This is a genomic window from Pseudoalteromonas sp. SWYJZ12 (assembly GCF_015864395.1).
Taxonomy (GTDB): domain Bacteria; phylum Pseudomonadota; class Gammaproteobacteria; order Enterobacterales; family Alteromonadaceae; genus Pseudoalteromonas; species Pseudoalteromonas arctica.
In genome coordinates this window covers 47,971-65,149 of sequence record NZ_JADYXH010000014.1, presented here as the reverse complement: position 1 = coordinate 65,149, position 17,179 = coordinate 47,971, and the positions used below count along the sequence as shown (strand labels likewise).

Annotated in this window: 14 protein-coding genes; 8 read left to right on the top strand and 6 right to left on the bottom strand. The window is 40.8% G+C overall.

What is annotated here, in order from left to right; all coding sequences use genetic code 11:
• Positions 1–50 precede the first annotated feature (50 nt).
• Together I6F42_RS14475 and pepA are read right to left on the bottom strand one after the other, a co-directional pair.
• Positions 51–497 (bottom strand): DNA polymerase III subunit chi, encoded by a 447-nt coding sequence (locus I6F42_RS14475; RefSeq protein WP_007587285.1) that lies wholly within the window; start codon positions 495–497, stop codon positions 51–53.
• Positions 498–647: 150 nt separating this feature from the next.
• Positions 648–2,159 (bottom strand): leucyl aminopeptidase, encoded by a 1,512-nt coding sequence (gene pepA / locus I6F42_RS14470; protein ID WP_007587283.1) that lies wholly within the window; start codon positions 2,157–2,159, stop codon positions 648–650.
• A 309-nt stretch (positions 2,160–2,468) separates the two neighbouring features.
• Between pepA and lptF the strand changes: the two genes are divergently transcribed.
• On the top strand, positions 2,469–3,581 hold the full coding sequence (gene lptF, locus I6F42_RS14465; RefSeq protein WP_007587281.1) for an LPS export ABC transporter permease LptF: 1,113 nt from the start codon (positions 2,469–2,471) through the stop codon (positions 3,579–3,581).
• Positions 3,578–4,645: an LPS export ABC transporter permease LptG gene (lptG, locus tag I6F42_RS14460; protein ID WP_007587278.1), complete on the top strand. Its 1,068-nt coding sequence runs from the start codon at positions 3,578–3,580 to the stop codon at positions 4,643–4,645. The genes lptF and lptG overlap by 4 nt, the downstream gene beginning before the upstream one ends.
• Positions 4,646–4,745: 100 nt before the next feature.
• On the opposite strand, the gene I6F42_RS14455 is transcribed toward lptG, so the two are convergent.
• The 4 genes from I6F42_RS14455 to I6F42_RS14440 form a co-directional block, all read right to left on the bottom strand.
• Complete coding sequence (locus I6F42_RS14455; RefSeq protein ID WP_007587274.1) at positions 4,746–5,246, bottom strand: RDD family protein; 501 nt, start codon at positions 5,244–5,246, stop codon at positions 4,746–4,748.
• A 171-nt stretch (positions 5,247–5,417) separates the two neighbouring features.
• Positions 5,418–6,182: a DUF6515 family protein gene (locus tag I6F42_RS14450; RefSeq protein WP_197152600.1), complete on the bottom strand. Its 765-nt coding sequence runs from the start codon at positions 6,180–6,182 to the stop codon at positions 5,418–5,420.
• Positions 6,183–6,560: 378 nt separating this feature from the next.
• Positions 6,561–6,818, bottom strand: coding sequence for a hypothetical protein (locus I6F42_RS14445; protein ID WP_197152598.1), 258 nt, complete (start codon positions 6,816–6,818; stop codon positions 6,561–6,563).
• Between the two features lie 396 nt (positions 6,819–7,214).
• Positions 7,215–8,354 carry an alkene reductase gene (locus tag I6F42_RS14440; protein WP_197152596.1) on the bottom strand — a complete coding sequence of 380 codons (1,140 nt, stop codon included), beginning with the start codon at positions 8,352–8,354 and terminating at the stop codon, positions 7,215–7,217.
• Between the two features lie 80 nt (positions 8,355–8,434).
• Here I6F42_RS14440 and I6F42_RS14435 point away from each other — a divergent pair, with 80 nt between their 5' ends.
• The 6 genes from I6F42_RS14435 to I6F42_RS14410 all read left to right on the top strand — a co-directional run bounded on the left by I6F42_RS14435 (position 8,435) and on the right by I6F42_RS14410 (position 17,149).
• Positions 8,435–9,352 carry a LysR family transcriptional regulator gene (locus I6F42_RS14435; protein ID WP_197152594.1) on the top strand — a complete coding sequence of 306 codons (918 nt, stop codon included), beginning with the start codon at positions 8,435–8,437 and terminating at the stop codon, positions 9,350–9,352.
• 133 nt (positions 9,353–9,485) lie between these two features.
• Entirely contained in the window at positions 9,486–10,847 is a 1,362-nt protein-coding gene (locus I6F42_RS14430; protein ID WP_197152592.1) for a TolC family protein, read from the top strand.
• Positions 10,844–11,989 carry an efflux RND transporter periplasmic adaptor subunit gene (locus I6F42_RS14425; protein ID WP_197152591.1) on the top strand — a complete coding sequence of 382 codons (1,146 nt, stop codon included), beginning with the start codon at positions 10,844–10,846 and terminating at the stop codon, positions 11,987–11,989. The genes I6F42_RS14430 and I6F42_RS14425 overlap by 4 nt, the downstream gene beginning before the upstream one ends.
• Positions 11,989–15,177 (top strand): efflux RND transporter permease subunit, encoded by a 3,189-nt coding sequence (locus I6F42_RS14420; RefSeq protein WP_197152590.1) that lies wholly within the window; start codon positions 11,989–11,991, stop codon positions 15,175–15,177. The genes I6F42_RS14425 and I6F42_RS14420 overlap by 1 nt, the downstream gene beginning before the upstream one ends.
• A complete protein-coding gene (locus tag I6F42_RS14415; RefSeq protein ID WP_197152589.1) occupies positions 15,177–15,860 on the top strand; it encodes a response regulator transcription factor in 684 nt (227 codons plus the stop codon). The genes I6F42_RS14420 and I6F42_RS14415 overlap by 1 nt, the downstream gene beginning before the upstream one ends.
• Positions 15,857–17,149: a HAMP domain-containing sensor histidine kinase gene (locus I6F42_RS14410; RefSeq protein WP_197152588.1), complete on the top strand. Its 1,293-nt coding sequence runs from the start codon at positions 15,857–15,859 to the stop codon at positions 17,147–17,149. The genes I6F42_RS14415 and I6F42_RS14410 overlap by 4 nt, the downstream gene beginning before the upstream one ends.
• The last annotated feature ends 30 nt before the right edge of the window (positions 17,150–17,179 follow it).

Genomic DNA, 17,179 nt, shown 5'->3' with positions numbered 1-17,179 from the left:
ACAGAACCTTAAATAAGTACTTAAATTAGTTGGTTAGTTTGCCTGATTGGCTAGCTATTAATATCTTGCGTGGTGAGATTGGCACCGAGTTGGCGTAGCTTTTTAAAACGCTCGCGGGCTGCTTGTTTAGCCGCTGCTTCTACGGGTACAAAATCAAAAACTTGGTTAAACCGACGAATGTAATCCGGTAATTGAGTAGCCAAGTTAATTAAAACTTTACGATTGCCAACAGGTGGCGTAATACCAATTTCTACAGGTGCGCCGCCTTTAGGGCCTTCACCTTGTAAATTATGTGGCACAAAACTATCTGGATCGAATGCCCAAATTATTTCATCAATGGCACAGGCTGCTTCGTTATCGTTAACACAAATAAACACACGCTGCCCATTTCGATACTGATCGGCCGCAATTTGAGCAGCCAAAGCAAAATGATCGTCAGCCTTCGCTTTAGACTCATCTTGTTGCTTTAGAACGAAAAATTTAGCGTTCATGTTCATTGTATCGGGGTTTCCCATGACATTGAATGTATACCAAATTGATATACATAAATTAAGAGGCAGATTTTGCCATATAACGGGGTTTGCTTCAATTAATACACAAATAAATAAGGCGCCAAATGGCGCCTTATAAGTAGTTAAACAGTGTGTTTAATCTTGAGCGGCTTCACTTACGCCAGCTCTATTTAATAAATACTGAGTAAGCATTGGAACAGGACGACCCGTTGCGCCTTTTTTAGCGCCGCTGCGCCACGCTGTACCGGCAACATCTAAATGCGCCCAATGATACTTTTTAGTAAATTTAGACAAGAAACATGCCGCAGTAATAGTACCCGCAGAGCGTCCGCCTAAGTTTGTAAAGTCAGCAAATGGGCTCTCTAGCTGATCTTGATAGTCATCCCATAACGGTAACTGCCATGCGCGGTCGCCACTTTGCTCAGACGCTTTTAATAAATCGTGGGCAAGTGGGTTATGGTTTGATAGTAAACCAGTCGCATGCGCGCCAAGGGCTACAATACAAGCGCCAGTAAGTGTTGCTACGTCAATAACCGTATCTGGATTAAAGCGTTCAACGTACGTTAGTGCGTCGCACAATACTAAACGACCTTCAGCGTCGGTGTTTAACACTTCAACTGTTTGCCCTGACATTGTTGTTAAAATATCACCCGGGCGATACGCGTTTGAGCCAGGCATATTTTCACAGCCAGCTAAAACACCAATAACGTTAATTGGCAATTGCATTTGTGCAAGTGCACGCATTGCACCAATAACACCTGCAGCGCCGCCCATGTCGTATTTCATTTCGTCCATGCCTTCGCCTGGTTTTAATGAAATACCGCCTGAGTCAAACGTTAAGCCTTTACCAACAAGTACAATAGGGGCTTGGTCGTCAGCGGCGCCTTTGTAGTTAATAATCGACATAATTGATTCGTTATCACTACCTCGGCCAACAGCTAGGTAAGAATTCATGCCTAGTTCTGCCATTTGCTTTTCGCCAATAATATCAACAGTGATGTTGTCAAAATTAGTTGCCAACTCTTGTGCTTGCTCGCCTAAATACACTGGGTTACAAATATTTGGTGGCATATTAGCCACGTCTTTACACAGCTTACTACCTGCAGCAATGGCTAAACCATGCTCAATGGCACTTTCGCCAATAGTTAGTTCGCGTCGTGTTGGTACGTTAAACACCATTTTACGAAGTGGACGACGAGGGTCTACTTTTTTACTTTTTAATTGGTTAAACGTATATAAGCAATCTTGCGTTGTTTCTACTGCTTGACGAACTTTCCAGTAAGTGTCGCGACCTTTAACGTGTTGCTCTGTTAAAAAGCAGACTGCTTCCATAGAGCCTGTTTCGTTTAAGGTATTAATAGTTTTAGAAATAATTTGTTTATATTGCTTATCATCAAGCTCGCGCTCTTTACCACAACCAACAAGCAATATGCGCTCGCTTAATACATTGGGTACATGATGCAATAATAAAACTTGGCCTGGCTTACCTTCTAAGTCGCCACGGCGAAGTAAATTAGAGATATAGCCATCACTAATTTTATCGAGTTGTTCACCAATGGGGGATAACCTACGTGGCTCGTAAACGCCAACCACAATACATGCGCTGCGCTGTTTTTCTGGGCTACCACTTTTTACGTTAAATTCCATTGTCACTCCTGATTTTGAGTCATTTAAGTTAGTAAGTTGGGGCTAAAAAAGTATTTTCTAGTCTTATCTACGTAACTTATGTGCGGATAATTTTAATTTTAGCTGATTTTGCTAGACTCTTACTGTGTAATTGAACTTTATATGCTTAAGGGCTACTAATGCAACATTATATCGTGCACTTAGGTAGGATAATTAAATTTGATGGCTTATAATAATAGCCTATTTGCCGGTATTAATTGGGTAAAATAGCTATTTAACTATTCAATTCTCACTATCGTAGTGAAATTCCATGTTTAACAGGGGCGAGCATTGCTAATTTTCCGTTATTTGACCGCTGAGGTTTTAAAATCGCAGGTCGCCGTATTTTTAACTTTAATGACAATCTTTTTGTCACAAAAGTTAGTTGGTATTTTAGGTGATGCCTCTGAGGGCAGCATTCCTGCTAAATTAGTGCTATCGATGATTGCACTAAAGCTTCCACAACTAGCCTCGCTAATACTTCCGCTGAGTATATTTTTAGGCATTATTTTGGCTTACAGCCGTATTTACGCCGATAGCGAAATGACCGTACTTAAAGCCTGTGGCGTAAGTGAATGGTATGTTGTGCGCGTAACGCTTATATCAAGCGTTGGGCTTGCCATATTAGCCGCTGCATTGACTATGTATATAGCGCCGTGGGCAAGCGAGCAAGAATATCAATTAAAAGAACAAGCCAAAGCCGATGCGGGATTATCTGCACTCAGAGCAGGGCGGTTCCAAGAAACCGGTAACGAAAAAGCCGTGGTGTTTATTCATAATATTGAAAAAGGCGGCAAAGAGCTTAATAAGGTATTTGTTGCACAGTTACCTGATAGCGAAAAAGGCAATCTAGCGCGCTTAGTATATGCACAGCAAGGTGTTGTGGTTGAGGCTGTAAATGGTGAGCAACAGCTAGTGCTTACTGATGGAAAACGTTACGAAACAGACGGCACAACGCCTGCACTTAATTTAACAGAATTTGATGGTTACAGCGTACAAATACGAGAACAAGAAATAGAGCATCAACGCCGTAAATTAGAGGCTGTGCCAACTAACCAATTATTGGCTATAAATACTCCTGAATCTATTGCTCAATGGCAATGGCGACTCGCTATTCCGTTATCAATCCCACTACTTACCTTACTGGCAGTACCACTAAGTGTGGTTAATCCTCGCCAAGGTAAATTTGCAAAACTAGTGCCTGCTATTAGCTTGTATTTAGGCTACTTTATTTTACTAAACGCCGCTAAATTTGCAGTTGAAGATGGCAAAATCCCGCCTTCAATCGGCTTGTGGTGGATTCATCTAAGTGCCTTGTTTATAGGTGGGTTATTAATTATAAAAGGGCGACCACTGGGCGCTTGGCTTAAAGCCGTAGTAACTAAGCGGGAGTTAGGCTCATGATGAAAACGCTTGATTGGTATTTAGGCCGCAGTATTTTACAAACTACCGGCTTTGCATTGTTGGTACTTGTTGGTATTAGCACCTTAATTAAATTTATCGACCAGTTAAAGTCGGTAGGGCGCGGCAGTTACGATTTAATGACTGCAATGCTTTACACGCTTTACACAATACCTGGCGATTTAGTGGTGTTTTTTCCGATGGCTGCGCTAATTGGTGGCTTAACGGGTTTAGGGGCACTTGCCTCAAACAGTGAGCTGGTAGTGATGCAAGCCGCTGGTATGTCGCGCTTACAAATAATTGGCTCTGTGATGAAAACAGCCATATTTATGGCTGTATGCATGATGGCACTTGGCGAATGGGGTGCACCTGAAGCGCAATTACACGCTAAAGAAATGCGTAACCAAGCAATACATGGCGGCGATGTGTTTAATACACAAAAAGGTGTATGGGCTAAAGACGGCAATAATTTTATTAATATTGAAGATGTTGATGAAAATGGCAGGCTCAACGGGGTACACATGTACCACTTTGATAAATCGCTAGAGCTTACCCAAATTACTAAAGCAAGAGATGCACTGAGCCGAAAAGAAGGCTGGCTACTTCGTGACGTAAATAAGGTTATTATTACTAGCGAAAAAACCACAACAGAGCAATTACCAGAAGAGTTTTACCCTTCGCAACTCACAGCTGAAAAGTTAGGGGTTGTTTCGGTAAAACCGGAGTCACTTTCATTTACTGGGCTTTGGTCGTATTTAAGTTACTTAGAGCAAAACGAACAAGACACAAGTACCTACGAGCTTGCTCTATGGCGTAAGTTGATGCAGCCAGTATCTGTTGCGGTAATGCTGCTGGTGGCGCTCTCGTTTATATTTGGCCCACTGCGTACCGTTACTATGGGCGCACGTATTATTATGGGTGTTGTAACGGGGATTGTGTTTCACTTAACTAATGAAATATTTGGCCCTGTCGTTATGGTTTACCAAATACCTGCCATTATAGGTGCGGTATTGCCCAGTATTATATTTATAGGCTTTGCGACATATTTGATGAATAAACGGGTATAGAGTACCTATTCAAAGCATTAAAAAGGGTGACCACTGGTCACCCTTTTTGCTTTTTAACTACTGCCTAACTACCGCTTAGCTCACGATTTGAAAGCTGGTATTAATCAAGCTCACTATAAATACGTCTGTTTTCTTCTTTAGTAAGTGCAATAACTTCTGTTTTAGAGATGTAATCTTGCAGTGCTTTTTTGTTTTTAAAATCTACTAACACCACCAAATTACCTAAACCGAGTAAAGCGCTAACGCTGCGGATAATTGATTGCGGCCAGCTAATTAAATTACCCTCGAGAGTTTGTACTTTTAAACGCCATGCACGCATGCCAATGGTTTGCCCGCTTTTAGTCCAAAAGTAGCCAAAAAATACTAAGGTAACAATAATTAAAAGAGCGGTACGAATACCCGAAAGAAGATTTGAATTTTGAATAAAGGCAGATACATCCTCTGCGCCATTTAAACTAATTACATCGAGAGAAATAAGCCCTTGTACTGCAAATAAATACAGCACTACAGTTAACATCGCAAACGCAATAATGGCTAACGTATCGTAAACTAACGACGCAAAACGGCGCCAAAAACCAGCACGTGGAAACTCACCCGACATAAATACACTCTCACTATTAATATGCGAGCTAGTTTAGCAAAAAAGCTTACAAATACTAAGACATGTTAATGTTTAGAGAGGGAATTGATTTTATTGCTTTAAGTTATTACCTACAGGGGAAATGAAAAAGACCCTGCTATTGGTAGCAAGGTCTTTTAATTTATAGCGGATTTAACCTAGCTTGATAGCAAGGTATTTGATGTCGTCACCACTTATTTGCGGTAAAAAATAAATATCGCCGTATTTAAAATACTGCTGCGAGTTAATTATTACGGCCTGTGCTGCCTGAGGCAATGAATCGTAAGTTTGGCCCAAGCTATAATCATTCACATTACCCACTTTTATTGCCTGATTAAGACGGGTTGGTGGCTCATCAACCACTGTATAACCGTCATTATTTGCGACGTAATACACGTTTTGATATGTGTAGTAGGTGGTATTGTGATGCTTAAAATGCCTGTAATTTCTTGGTAGCGTATTTATACGCAGGCCTCTAGGTGGCGTAACTACGTGGTAGCCTCTTCTAGCTTTACGGTAGTAAAGGCCGTCGTTAAACGTAAACGAAATACCATTAAATCTAATCGATGCGCTATTGCGTGGTAAATGGTTTATAAATCGATTTTGTCTGTAAGCGACTGAATTATTATGGTTTGTTAAGTAGTTATATTTGCGCTGGTTGTAGCGGTATTGTTCACGCTTTTCCTGCTTGTACTTAGCAAGTTTACGTTTTTCTTGCTTACGGTCTTCTCGTTTTTCTTTTTTATGCTCAATACGCTGCTTTTTTTCATGGCGGCGTTCATCGCGTTTATATTCAACACGTTTGTCGTGGTCACGTTTAAATCTTTTATCATTCTCTCGCTCGTTTTGTGCTCCAAGCGCAGAGCCTGATACTGCGCCAATGGCGAGCAGTGCAGGTAGTAAAAAAGTAAGTTTCATAGTATTGCCTCGTTTATGTTTTTACATAACTGGGTTCAATACTAGCGGTTCAAACTGAATGTTAACTGACATATAACAGCAAACGGAGCTATGCTTACAGCTTTTTACATTTTACTGACAGTTATTGACATACTTAGTTATTTTTGACGATTTTTGAGGGTGATCCTGTTCTTTGTAAGTATATTTATTACGAGAGATATTTTAATAATTTTGCTATTAAATTATGTATTTGGACTTTTTTGTTGTGCTTAGAAAACGTTATTTCCGTGCATTTTAGATGGGAAAATACCAATAATAGAGTTTAAATGGTGTAAAAAGCTAAGTTTGCGGCGCGTTGTTTATTGCCGCAAACATGACTTTATATTTTAAAGTGCGCATCTATCTTTTAATAAATTTAAGGCTAGGGTGATAGGTTATGACATTAACTTTAACAAATGCTGTGTTATTAACGTTTCTTTTAACAACTTTAACTGGAATATACTTGATTACCTTAGTTTGGTTAATTTTTTTCAGTTCTCGTTTTAGCTGAACCTTTTTATATTCTTGCTTTGTATATCTATCATGTGGTGCTGCAAATGCAGAACTAGATAAAGTGCCAATAACTAATAGTGCAGGTAGTATAAATGTAAGTTTCATAATATTGCCTCGTTTGTGGTTAACATGGCTAGTATTGACGTTTGAAACTGAATGCCAACTGCATGCAGGGCAACTGTAGGGAGGCTTTACACCCCTTTACTTATCTTTACTATTCTTGACGCTAATACCAATCCGCAGTAATACTTAATCAATTTGAGAGATTCAATCTAACGCTAACTCTATTAAAAAATGACTGATATATGGCTGCATAAATGCAGAAGGTAGAAAAATGAAAGAGCAATTGTCGAGAACAACTAATAACAAATTCAGCAGTGTTATCAACACCGTTTTCTTACCTCAGAACAGGTAGCTTAATTAAGCTACCTGTTATAAAACCGTATCGGTTCTATACCAATACCAATCCTTATCCCATATATCGTTTAGAGTTTAGGTTGGCTACTTTTGATAAAAAGGATAATCGCTATAACCGACTTCAGTACCGCCATACATAGTGGCTGCATCGGCCTCGTTAAACGTCCAATTATTCGCTATACGCTCTGGTAAATCAGGGTTAGCTATAAATGGGCGACCAAACGCAAATAAGTCACCGTAACCTTCACCTAAAATACGTACCGCTTTTTCTACTGTGTATTTACCAGCATAAATGATGCGACCTGAAAATTCAGCTCGTACTGCTTTATAAAATTCTTGTGGTAAATCAGGAGCATTTTCCCAATCAGCTTCCGCTATTGATAAGTAAGCAATACCTGCTTGCTCAAGCACTTTAACGGCTTGTACATAAGTATGATGAGGGTTTGATTCAACAAGTCCTAGATACACTCGTGTTTCATCTGTACTTTCAAATAAAGGAGCAAAGCGAACACCTAAACGATCAGAGCCTACAACGTCACTTACCGCTTCAACTATCTCTTTTAAAAAGCGCAGGCGATTACTAAGCGTTCCACCGTATTGATCGTCACGGTTATTAGTATGTTCAGAAATAAACTGATTAACTAAATACCCGTTAGCACAATGAAGCTCTACGCCATCAAAGCCTGCTTCTAGAGCATTACGTGCAGCTTGCGCATACATGTTTACCAGTTCGTCAACTTCAGTTGTTGTTAGTGCACGAGGCTCACTTGGGTCAGCCAATGCGCCTTCACCAGGTGCGGTTTCAATAAATACTTTTACATTGTCAGCAATAATATCTGAAGGGCCAACCGGTTTACCTGAATTTGGTTGTAGCGTGGTGTGCGATACGCGCCCTACATGCCAAAGCTGAGCAAAAATAACACCGCCTTTAGCATGTACTGCATGTGTTACTTTTTTCCAGCCTTCAATTTGTGCTTGTGAGTGAATACCTGGGGTCCAAGCGTAGCCTTGTCCACGAGGTTCTATTTGTGTGCCTTCGGTAACCATAAAACCAGCCGATGCCCGCTGCGCATAATACTCAGCCATTAATTCATTAGGAATATTGCCAGGCTGAGTGCTGCGAGAGCGAGTAAGAGGTGGCATCACAATACGGTTTTTAAGTGTAAAAGGGCCAAGCTCAATTGATGAGAATAAAGGGGCGGTATTAACTAATTCTGATTTCATTTTAAATTCTCTTATAAAGCAAACAAAGGCTTAAATAGTGGTTAAGCAACATTGGCAGCATAGAGATTTAAAGATACAATTTGAAACAACACTTTTTTGTGCAGCATACAATTATGAATGGTATTAGTCGGCTCGATATAAAACAGTTAAGAGTACTCAGTAGCTTATTAGAACTGCAAAATCTTTCGCAAGTAGCCAAAAAAATGGGGTTAACGCAACAAGCTATTAGTGAGCAACTACGAAAGCTACGAGACTTATTTGACGATCGCTTGTTTATTCGCCAAGGTAATAACATGGTTGCTACTCCTAAAGCGCAAGGACTCAAGGCGCCTGTTAATCATATTTTAAAGCAATTAGAATCGTTACTAGAGCCCGAGCTGTTTAGTCCGCAAACTTATAAAGGTGTGTTTACCATAAGCGCAACCGACTACGCCACGCAGGCCTTATTGCCGCAATTATTTAATATTACCCGCCGCGAAGCGCCAGGTTTAAAGCTGATTGTGCGCGACTTTGCATCAGATAACGTTAATCAACTTATAACGGCAGGCGAGCTTGATTTGCTGATAAGCTTTCCAGAATTTATACCCGACAACCTTTCTTATATCACTTTGTTTGAAGAACAGCATTTGTGTATTACCGGTATAGGTAACACTACTTACACTGAACCTTTGAGTTTGGCGCAATTTGCAAAGCATTCACAGCTAGTGGTGTCGCCATCGCGCGCTAATTTGCGCGGATCGCACGATCAGTGGTTTGAAAGCCAAGGGCTAAAACGTAATATTGTAATGTCGGTACCGAGTTTTTCAGCAGTGCCCGATATTTTACATACTACTGATATGCTAGCGTTTTACCCATCAAGATTATTACCAAACAGCAAAGTTAAACAGCTAAAAATAGAAGCTCTGCCTCCCACATTTAAAGTAATAGCCGCATGGCATCCGCGTACCAATAACAGCCCAATCCATAAATGGTTGATAGAGCAATTACAAAATTTATAACGATGTAAAAAATCTAAAGTGATTACTTTTTACTGTTAAATTAATAACCCAACATTTAGATTAAATCATTTAACCCCTCCTTAACCCTCGACCTAATAAGCTATGTGTAATAGTACGAATTAGGCATAGTTAAATGGTTTATTTTAAAAAGCACTCAACCGGTTTTTTACTTGCACTTAGTTGCACACTTGCTGCATGTAGTAGTCAGCCAAGCTATCAAGGTAATAGTACTGAGCAGTCGCTAAAACAACATACAAACTGGCAGTACACGCAAAGTAACGCACAGCACGTAAATTACATTACCGATTTGGTGAATATAGAAGGGCTTGATTCGCTTATTGAGCAAGCTGTTACTAATAACCCATCGTTTAATCAAGTGCATGTTGCATTAAAACTAGCTTATGCGCAGCGTGATGTAACCGCTGCAAGTCAGTGGTTTAGTGTAGATGCAGGATTTGACGCGCAGCGCAGTGAAACCGAAGGCACGCAATACAGCTCATCAGTAGGTATAAGATGGGAAGCCGATATATGGCAAAAAATTGCTGACAACGTAGCCGCGCAAGATATGACTATTGCCAGTAACCAAGCTACTTATCAAGGTGCTAAAGACACATTAGTAGCGAGTGTTATTCGTACTTATTTAAATATTATTTTGCAGCAAAATTTACTCGATATAGAGCAACAACGTTTAGTTGTTTTACAAAATAATGAGCAAAGTATTGTAGAGCGCTACCAATATGGGTTAGGTGATTTAGAAGCGCTTGATACCGCCCGTACTAGCACGGCATCTACTCGCGCGACCATTGCCGATTATCAAGAACAAATAGCAAAAGCAAAGCGTGCTTTAATGCTAATTGTAGGCACTGATAAACTTCAAAACCTACCAAGTACATTAACACTGCTAAGCGTTATTGAGCCATTAAGTACATTACCAGAGCAAGATTTGGCACGCCGACCTGACTTACAAAGTGCCTATTACAACATTCAGGCAAAGCATTACTTGGTTGATGTATCGTACAAAGAGCTACTACCGAGTATTTCGCTTTCGGCATCACTGAGTGACTTAGCAAGCACGCCAAGCCAAGCATTATTAACTAGCCCAGTGTGGAGTTTATTGGGGAGTTTAAGTGCCCCTTTATTTGAAGGTGGAGCACTGCGTGCACAAGTTGATATTGCAAAATTAAATGCCGAGCAAGCGTTTTGGCAGTACCAAGATACGCTGCTAAGTGCGGTAAACGAAGTTGAAAATGCACTCGGGCAGGAGCAATCATTAACCGAGCAACAACTGCAAATTAGCAATGCACTTGCCAGCGCTCAACGCAGCTTTAGTAACTATCAAAGTAAGTATCAACAAGGTTTGGTTGATATTTTAGATTTGCTAACAGTGCAACAAAAAGTATACGACCTGCAAGCTCAGCTTAGCCAAATAAACTACACCCTTTTAACTAACCGCATAGATTTAGGCCTCGCTTTGGGCCTTGGAGTATCGTCATGAAAATTTCGCCAACACCGGTTGTTGTAACGCTTGTTGCTATTGTTTGTATAGGGCTTGCTATTGTGTATAACGGCCAAAAAATGGCTGAACAAGCAAATATCCCACAACCTGCCGCTATTAAAGCTATTGCCCCAAATGTATCGGTAATTAATGCAGTTCCGAGCACTTATCAGGCTTATGTTAGTGGGCATGGTGAAGCTAAAGCGCATTGGTCACTTAGTTTAAAAGCACAAGTTAAAGGCGAAGTAACCAGTATGAGCGAGCAATTTGCGACCGGTAACTTAATAACTAAAGGGCAGGTGTTTGCACAAATTGATGACACCGAATACTTTCAGGCCCTAGCTAGCGCAAAAGCAACATTGGCTGATGCAAAACTAGCACTGCAAGAAGAACAAGATTTAGGTGAGCAGGCAAAACGTGAATGGGATCGCTCAGGCGTTACGCAAGCACCAAGCTCGCCGCTTGTATTTAGAACGCTGCAGTTAGAAGCCGCGCAAGCTACGCTCGATAAAGCACAATATGCACTTAAAACCGCACAGCGTGATGTAAATAACACCCAGTTAAGTGCACCATTTGACGCTGTTATTTTATCGCGCGATATAGATTTAGGTACTTATGTAGGTATTGGCGATACGCTTGCCACGCTAAACAGTACCGACAAAGTAGAAATAACGGTACCGCTTTCATTAAGTCAGTGGCAAAACCTAGCAAATAATAAATCAGGCGATGTTATTTTAACTGATGTAACCACTAATACTAAATGGACTGGTTATATTGCACGTTTTGAGCAACACCTCGATGACAGTTCGCGTCAGCGCAGCGTAATTGTCGCCTTAGATAAACCGTTTGAGCAAGCAACGCCGTTACTGCCTGGCACATTTTTAGCGGTAGAAATTGCCGGTAAGCAGTTAAGTAACGTAATAAAACTACCTGCTTCTGCCGTATCTCAAGATGGTTCAATTTGGTACGTAAATGATCAAAACAACTTAGTAAGCATACAAGCCAATAAAGTATTTGAGCGTGGTGATTACGTATATATTTCGCCAGTTGCAGAGCAAAGTACTTTAAAAGTAGTAACGCGCCCATTAGTAAGTTACCTAAGCGATATGAAAGTAAATCCAATTGTTGAGGAGATACAATAATGAGCCCTCATCAAGCACCTCAATCACCCAGTAATAATAATCCGCTGCACGGTATTATTAACTGGTTTGCAAATAACTCTGTTGCCGCTAACTTATTGTTAGTTAGTGTGATTGTAATGGGGGTTATGTCGCTTTCGACTTTACGTAAAGAGGCATTTCCGAGTTTAGAGCCGGATATTATTTCGGTGTCGGTGGTTTACGACAGTGGCGATGCATTGCAAGCCGAAGAAGGAATAGCGTTAAAAATTGAAGAAGCGCTCGAAACCGTATCAGGTATTAAACGTATTACCTCTACATCCGATGCTAGCGGCAGCCATGTAAGCATTGAAAAAAGTACTGATTACTCACTCGATGAGTTACTTGTTGACGTTAAAAACCAAGTTGACGCTATTAATAACTTTCCCGCAGATGCTGAGCAACCTGTTATTGATAAAGCCCGTAGGCAAGATCATGCATTAACGCTGCAACTTTTTGGGGATGCCGATCGCCATACATTACAAAACCTGGGCGAAAAACTTAAAGCCGATTTATTAGCGCAATCAGGTATTAGCGACGTAGCGCAGTCGGGTGTGATTGACCCGATGATGTCCATAGAAATCGACGAAGGTAAACTCCAAGCCTATGGCTTAACTATTAGCGATATAAGCGAGGTCATTAATAATGAGTCATCAAGCCCGCTTTCGACTAGTTTACGCGATAGTAGTAAAATTATACGCTTAAAAGCCGCTGACCAAGCTTACTGGCAGCGCGACTTTGCCAATATTGTATTGCTAACAACCGCATCAGGCACACAAATTAAGTTAGGCGATGTAGCAACCGTTACCGACTCATTTGCCGAAGATAGCAACTCATTAAGCCGTTATAACCAACAAAATGCCGTAGGCGTTGAAATTTTAATGGGCGATAACAGCGATATAACTACCATTGTTGAGCAAGCTAATAGCGTAATAGATAAATGGCACGAAAGCGGTTTATTACCTCAAAACGTAGAGCTTGAAAGCTGGCACGACAAAAGCACCATGATCACCGATCGTTTATCGCTACTTACTAAAAATGCCGTGACCGGTATTATTATGGTGTTTGTAATACTTGCCATATTTTTAAACGTACGCGTAGCGCTGTGGGTGGCTGGTGGCTTGCCGTTTGTATTTTTTGGTACGCTTTATTTTATGACCGATGGCTACACCGCACTGACCATAAACGAAATGACCACCTTTGGCTTTATTATGGCGCTGGGTATAGTGGTAGACGATGCCGTTGTTGTAGGCGAGAGTATTTACACCACACGTAAAAAACATGGCGATACATTAAATAATACAGTTTTAGGCACCATGAAGGTTGCTGTGCCAACAATATTTGGGGTGTTAACCACGGTGGCTGCGTTTGTGGCGCTTTCGAATGTATCAGGTAACTTAGGTAAAATTTACTCTCAATTTGCTACCGTAGTAACTATTTGTTTACTGCTTTCAGTTGTTGAATCAAAACTTATTTTACCATCGCATTTAGCCCACATTAGTACTAAACGCCAAGTTAAAAAAGGCTTAGGGGGTCTGTGGTCAAAAATACAACATGGTGCTGATAGTGGCTTAAGCTGGTTTAGCAAAAACATTTACTGCAAGGTTATTGAATTTTCATTGTGCTTTAGATACGCCGTAGTGGCTGCGTTTATCGCCTTTTTTATACTGGTTATTGGCATGCCGATGACAGGCACAGTTAAAGTTGGTTTTTTCCCAAGTATTGCAGGCGACACCGTAACAGCCAATTTAGTTATGCAAAACGACGCAGCCTATGGGCAAACAAACACAAATTTACTAACGCTAGAGCAAAGTGCATTACAAGCAGAGCAAAACTTAATGACTAAGTTGAGTTCTGACAAAAGCGAAATAACCAGCCTTCAAGTTGTTAGCAGTAGCGACACCAGCGGTGAAGTAAGTGTTGAGCTATTAAACGAAGGCGCTTTTACAGCAAGCGAATTTGCTCAAGAGTGGCAGCGCGTAGCAGGTAGCCTTGAGGGCAGTAAAAAATTACAAATATTAGCCACGCGTAAAATGGTTGATAACTTTAAAGTTGAACTGAAAGCGTGGGACGACGAAACCGTAATGGCGGCGGGCGCACTATTTAAGGAGCGCTTACAAAATACCGCAGGCGTTAACGGAATAGACGACAACTTAAATCCAGGTCAGCCACAGCTTAAATTCACCCTAAATGCACAAGGGCGCGCGCTTGGCATGGATACAGCCAGTTTATCAAAGCAAGTACTGCAAGCCTTTGGTGGTGCAGTTGTACAGCGCTACCAACGTAATAAAGACGAAGTTAAAGTACGTGTACGCTACCCAGAAGATGCTCGTAAAACACCTGCCGATATAATGCAGTCGCGTATTCGCCTGCCTGATGGCACCGTTGTACCGCTAGTAAACGTAGCCACAGTAAGCAGTGAATATCAGCAAGATGAAATAACCCGCATTGATGGACTTCGTGCAATTTATTTAAGCGCCCAAGTGGATAAAAACGTGATTGCTCCAAACGAGTTAGTTGCTAATTTAAAGCGCGACTTAATTCCAGAGTTAACACAGCAATTTCCTAACTTAAGTGTGTATTTTGCAGGAGAGGCAGAACAACAAAGCGAAACCACCAGTTCAATGAGCACTATGTTTGTAGCTGCTTTATTAGTGATTTACGTGCTGCTGGCTATTCCGCTTAAATCGTATATTCAACCAGTACTAATCATGGTGGCAATTCCGTTTGGTATTGTGGGCGCTATTTTAGGGCATTGGTGGAACGACTTAACCATTAGTATATTGTCGTTAAATGGTATTTTGGCGCTCAGTGGGGTAGTTGTAAACGACAGCCTATTACTTGTTTCGCGCTTTAACGAACTAGTAAAAGAGGAGGGCATGAGCACGCACGATGCCATAGTTGAGTCGTGTACGAGTCGTTTGCGTGCGGTATTACTTACCTCAATTACAACTTACGCAGGCTTAGTGCCGCTACTTAGCGAAACCTCAATGCAGGCACAGTTTTTAATCCCTGCTGCGGCATCACTTGGCTACGGTATTTTGTTTGCCACGGTTATTACCTTAATACTTATACCGGCATTATTGATGATTCAAACCGATGCTAAACGCGGTATTGATGCTGTGCTAAAATCGCTAGGTGCTAAAAATAAAACGCAGGAAACAGCCTCTTAATGATAAACGTACTACTGGTTGAAGACGACATAGACTTGGCAACCACCATTGTTGATTATCTCGAAATTGAGTCAATAGAGTGTGACCATGCAAGCAATGGCGTAATGGGTTTAAATTTAATAGAACGTAATCAATATCAAATGATTATATTAGATGTAAATATGCCAAAAATGGACGGTTTAACCATGTGTAAAACATTGCGTGAGCGAGGCATTGATATACCAGTATTAATGCTGACAGCGCGCGATAGCCTCGACAATAAGCTTGAGGGGTTTGCAGCCGGTAGTGACGACTATTTAGTAAAACCATTTGCCATGAAAGAGCTAGTAGCGCGGGTTCGAGTATTAGCAAAGCGTAAAAGTGGTGAGGTAAAGCGACTTGCATTTGCTAACTTAACACTTAATTTAACCGCGCATACAGCAACAGTGGCAGAGCACAGTTTAAAGTTATCACCCATTACTTTTAAGTTATTAGAAGTGCTTGTACGAGAGCAGCAAAAACCGGTAACCCGACAAGTAATTATGCAAGCAATATGGGGCGACGATCAGCCAGACAGTAATAGCTTAAAAGTGCATATTCATCATTTGCGTAAACAGCTAGAGCAAGCGCATTGCCAAGCCGTACTAGAAACAATACCCAGTGTAGGGTTTGCGCTAAAATTAAAAAATGAGACACAAGCATGAAAATTAGACCCAGCCTGAGGTTGTATTTTTTTGCCACCATGGTGCTTTTAAGTTCATTAATGGCAATTGGCTTTTCGTTTTTAAGTGTTAATTATTTTATTGATGGCTTAGACCGAGGGTTAAACGGAGTTATGTTTGAGCTTTCGCAAACCACTGAGATTGAAGATGGACAGCCAAAAAATATTGTTGGATTTAATGTGGCGAGCCGTTGGGAAGACATGCCAGAAATAATACAGCAAAAATTTGAAGTAGCGCCAAATGAAGCCGGTGTACTACAAAAAGTGAAAGATAACACCTCATTGTTTACTATGCCTGCAGACTTGTTTTTTGTTGTTTACTATCAAAACCCAAATGGCGAGGCGCGTTATATATCGCGCATTATGCTTGAAAAAAATCGCCCTAAAAGAATGGGAAGTGTAAAACCAATACACCGCATGACATTGATAGCCATTACTGGTTTTTCAGCCATTGCCTTATTTACCTTCTTTTTGTTTATGGTAATGAAAAAAATAGCTAAGCCAGTTGAATCGCTACGCAATTGGGCTAAGTCGTTAAATCAAAATAATTTACAAAACACGCCGCCCGACTTTACCTATAACGAACTAAATACCTTGGCAACGTTAATACGCAGTAGCTTGCTTTCTGCTCACGACAGCCTTGAGCGAGAACAGCGCTTTTTAAGTTATGCGAGCCACGAGTTACGTACACCAATTTCGGTTATTCGCAGCAACGTTGAATTACTTAACCGCTTAAGCGAAAAAGCACCTTTAAGCGATAAACAATATCTTACACTGCAGCGAATAGAGCGCGCCGGTTTAACCATGAGCGATTTAACCGAGACGTTATTATGGCTTAGCAGAAATGACGACCAGCAAAGTTCACCAGAGCCTGTAAACCTAGCCGAAAAAATAACGACCTTGGGTAACGAACTCGATTATTTACTCAATTCAAAACAAGTTGATGTACTTATAAATACCGATAACCAAAATACGACTATTAATACCGAAGCCACCGCATGCCACATTGTGCTTACTAACTTAATACGTAATGCGTATCAGCATACGCAACAAGGGCAAGTGCGAATTACTCAGCAGGGTAGCCGTGTGATTATAGTAAATAGCAGCGAACAAACTGATACGCCACAAGCGACTAATAACACAAACAAGCCTGCTAACATTGGCTACGGTTTAGGATTAGAGTTAAGCGAAAAAATAATAAAACGACACGGTTGGGTATACGAAGTAAACGACATGCCTGGGCGTTATGAAGTGGTGGTCGATTTTAGTTAATACGCTTTTTTTAATACTTAGAATACTTAG

Coding starts and splice junctions, on each gene's coding strand:
- I6F42_RS14475 (WP_007587285.1), bottom strand. CDS start 497: ATGAACATGAACGCTAAATTTTTCGTTCTAAAGCAACAAGATGAGTCT.
- pepA (WP_007587283.1), bottom strand. CDS start 2,159: ATGGAATTTAACGTAAAAAGTGGTAGCCCAGAAAAACAGCGCAGCGCA.
- lptG (WP_007587278.1), top strand. CDS start 3,578: ATGATGAAAACGCTTGATTGGTATTTAGGCCGCAGTATTTTACAAACT.
- I6F42_RS14455 (WP_007587274.1), bottom strand. CDS start 5,246: ATGTCGGGTGAGTTTCCACGTGCTGGTTTTTGGCGCCGTTTTGCGTCG.
- I6F42_RS14450 (WP_197152600.1), bottom strand. CDS start 6,182: ATGAAACTTACTTTTTTACTACCTGCACTGCTCGCCATTGGCGCAGTA.
- I6F42_RS14445 (WP_197152598.1), bottom strand. CDS start 6,818: ATGAAACTTACATTTATACTACCTGCACTATTAGTTATTGGCACTTTA.
- I6F42_RS14440 (WP_197152596.1), bottom strand. CDS start 8,354: ATGAAATCAGAATTAGTTAATACCGCCCCTTTATTCTCATCAATTGAG.
- I6F42_RS14430 (WP_197152592.1), top strand. CDS start 9,486: ATGGTTTATTTTAAAAAGCACTCAACCGGTTTTTTACTTGCACTTAGT.
- I6F42_RS14425 (WP_197152591.1), top strand. CDS start 10,844: ATGAAAATTTCGCCAACACCGGTTGTTGTAACGCTTGTTGCTATTGTT.
- I6F42_RS14420 (WP_197152590.1), top strand. CDS start 11,989: ATGAGCCCTCATCAAGCACCTCAATCACCCAGTAATAATAATCCGCTG.
- I6F42_RS14415 (WP_197152589.1), top strand. CDS start 15,177: ATGATAAACGTACTACTGGTTGAAGACGACATAGACTTGGCAACCACC.
- I6F42_RS14410 (WP_197152588.1), top strand. CDS start 15,857: ATGAAAATTAGACCCAGCCTGAGGTTGTATTTTTTTGCCACCATGGTG.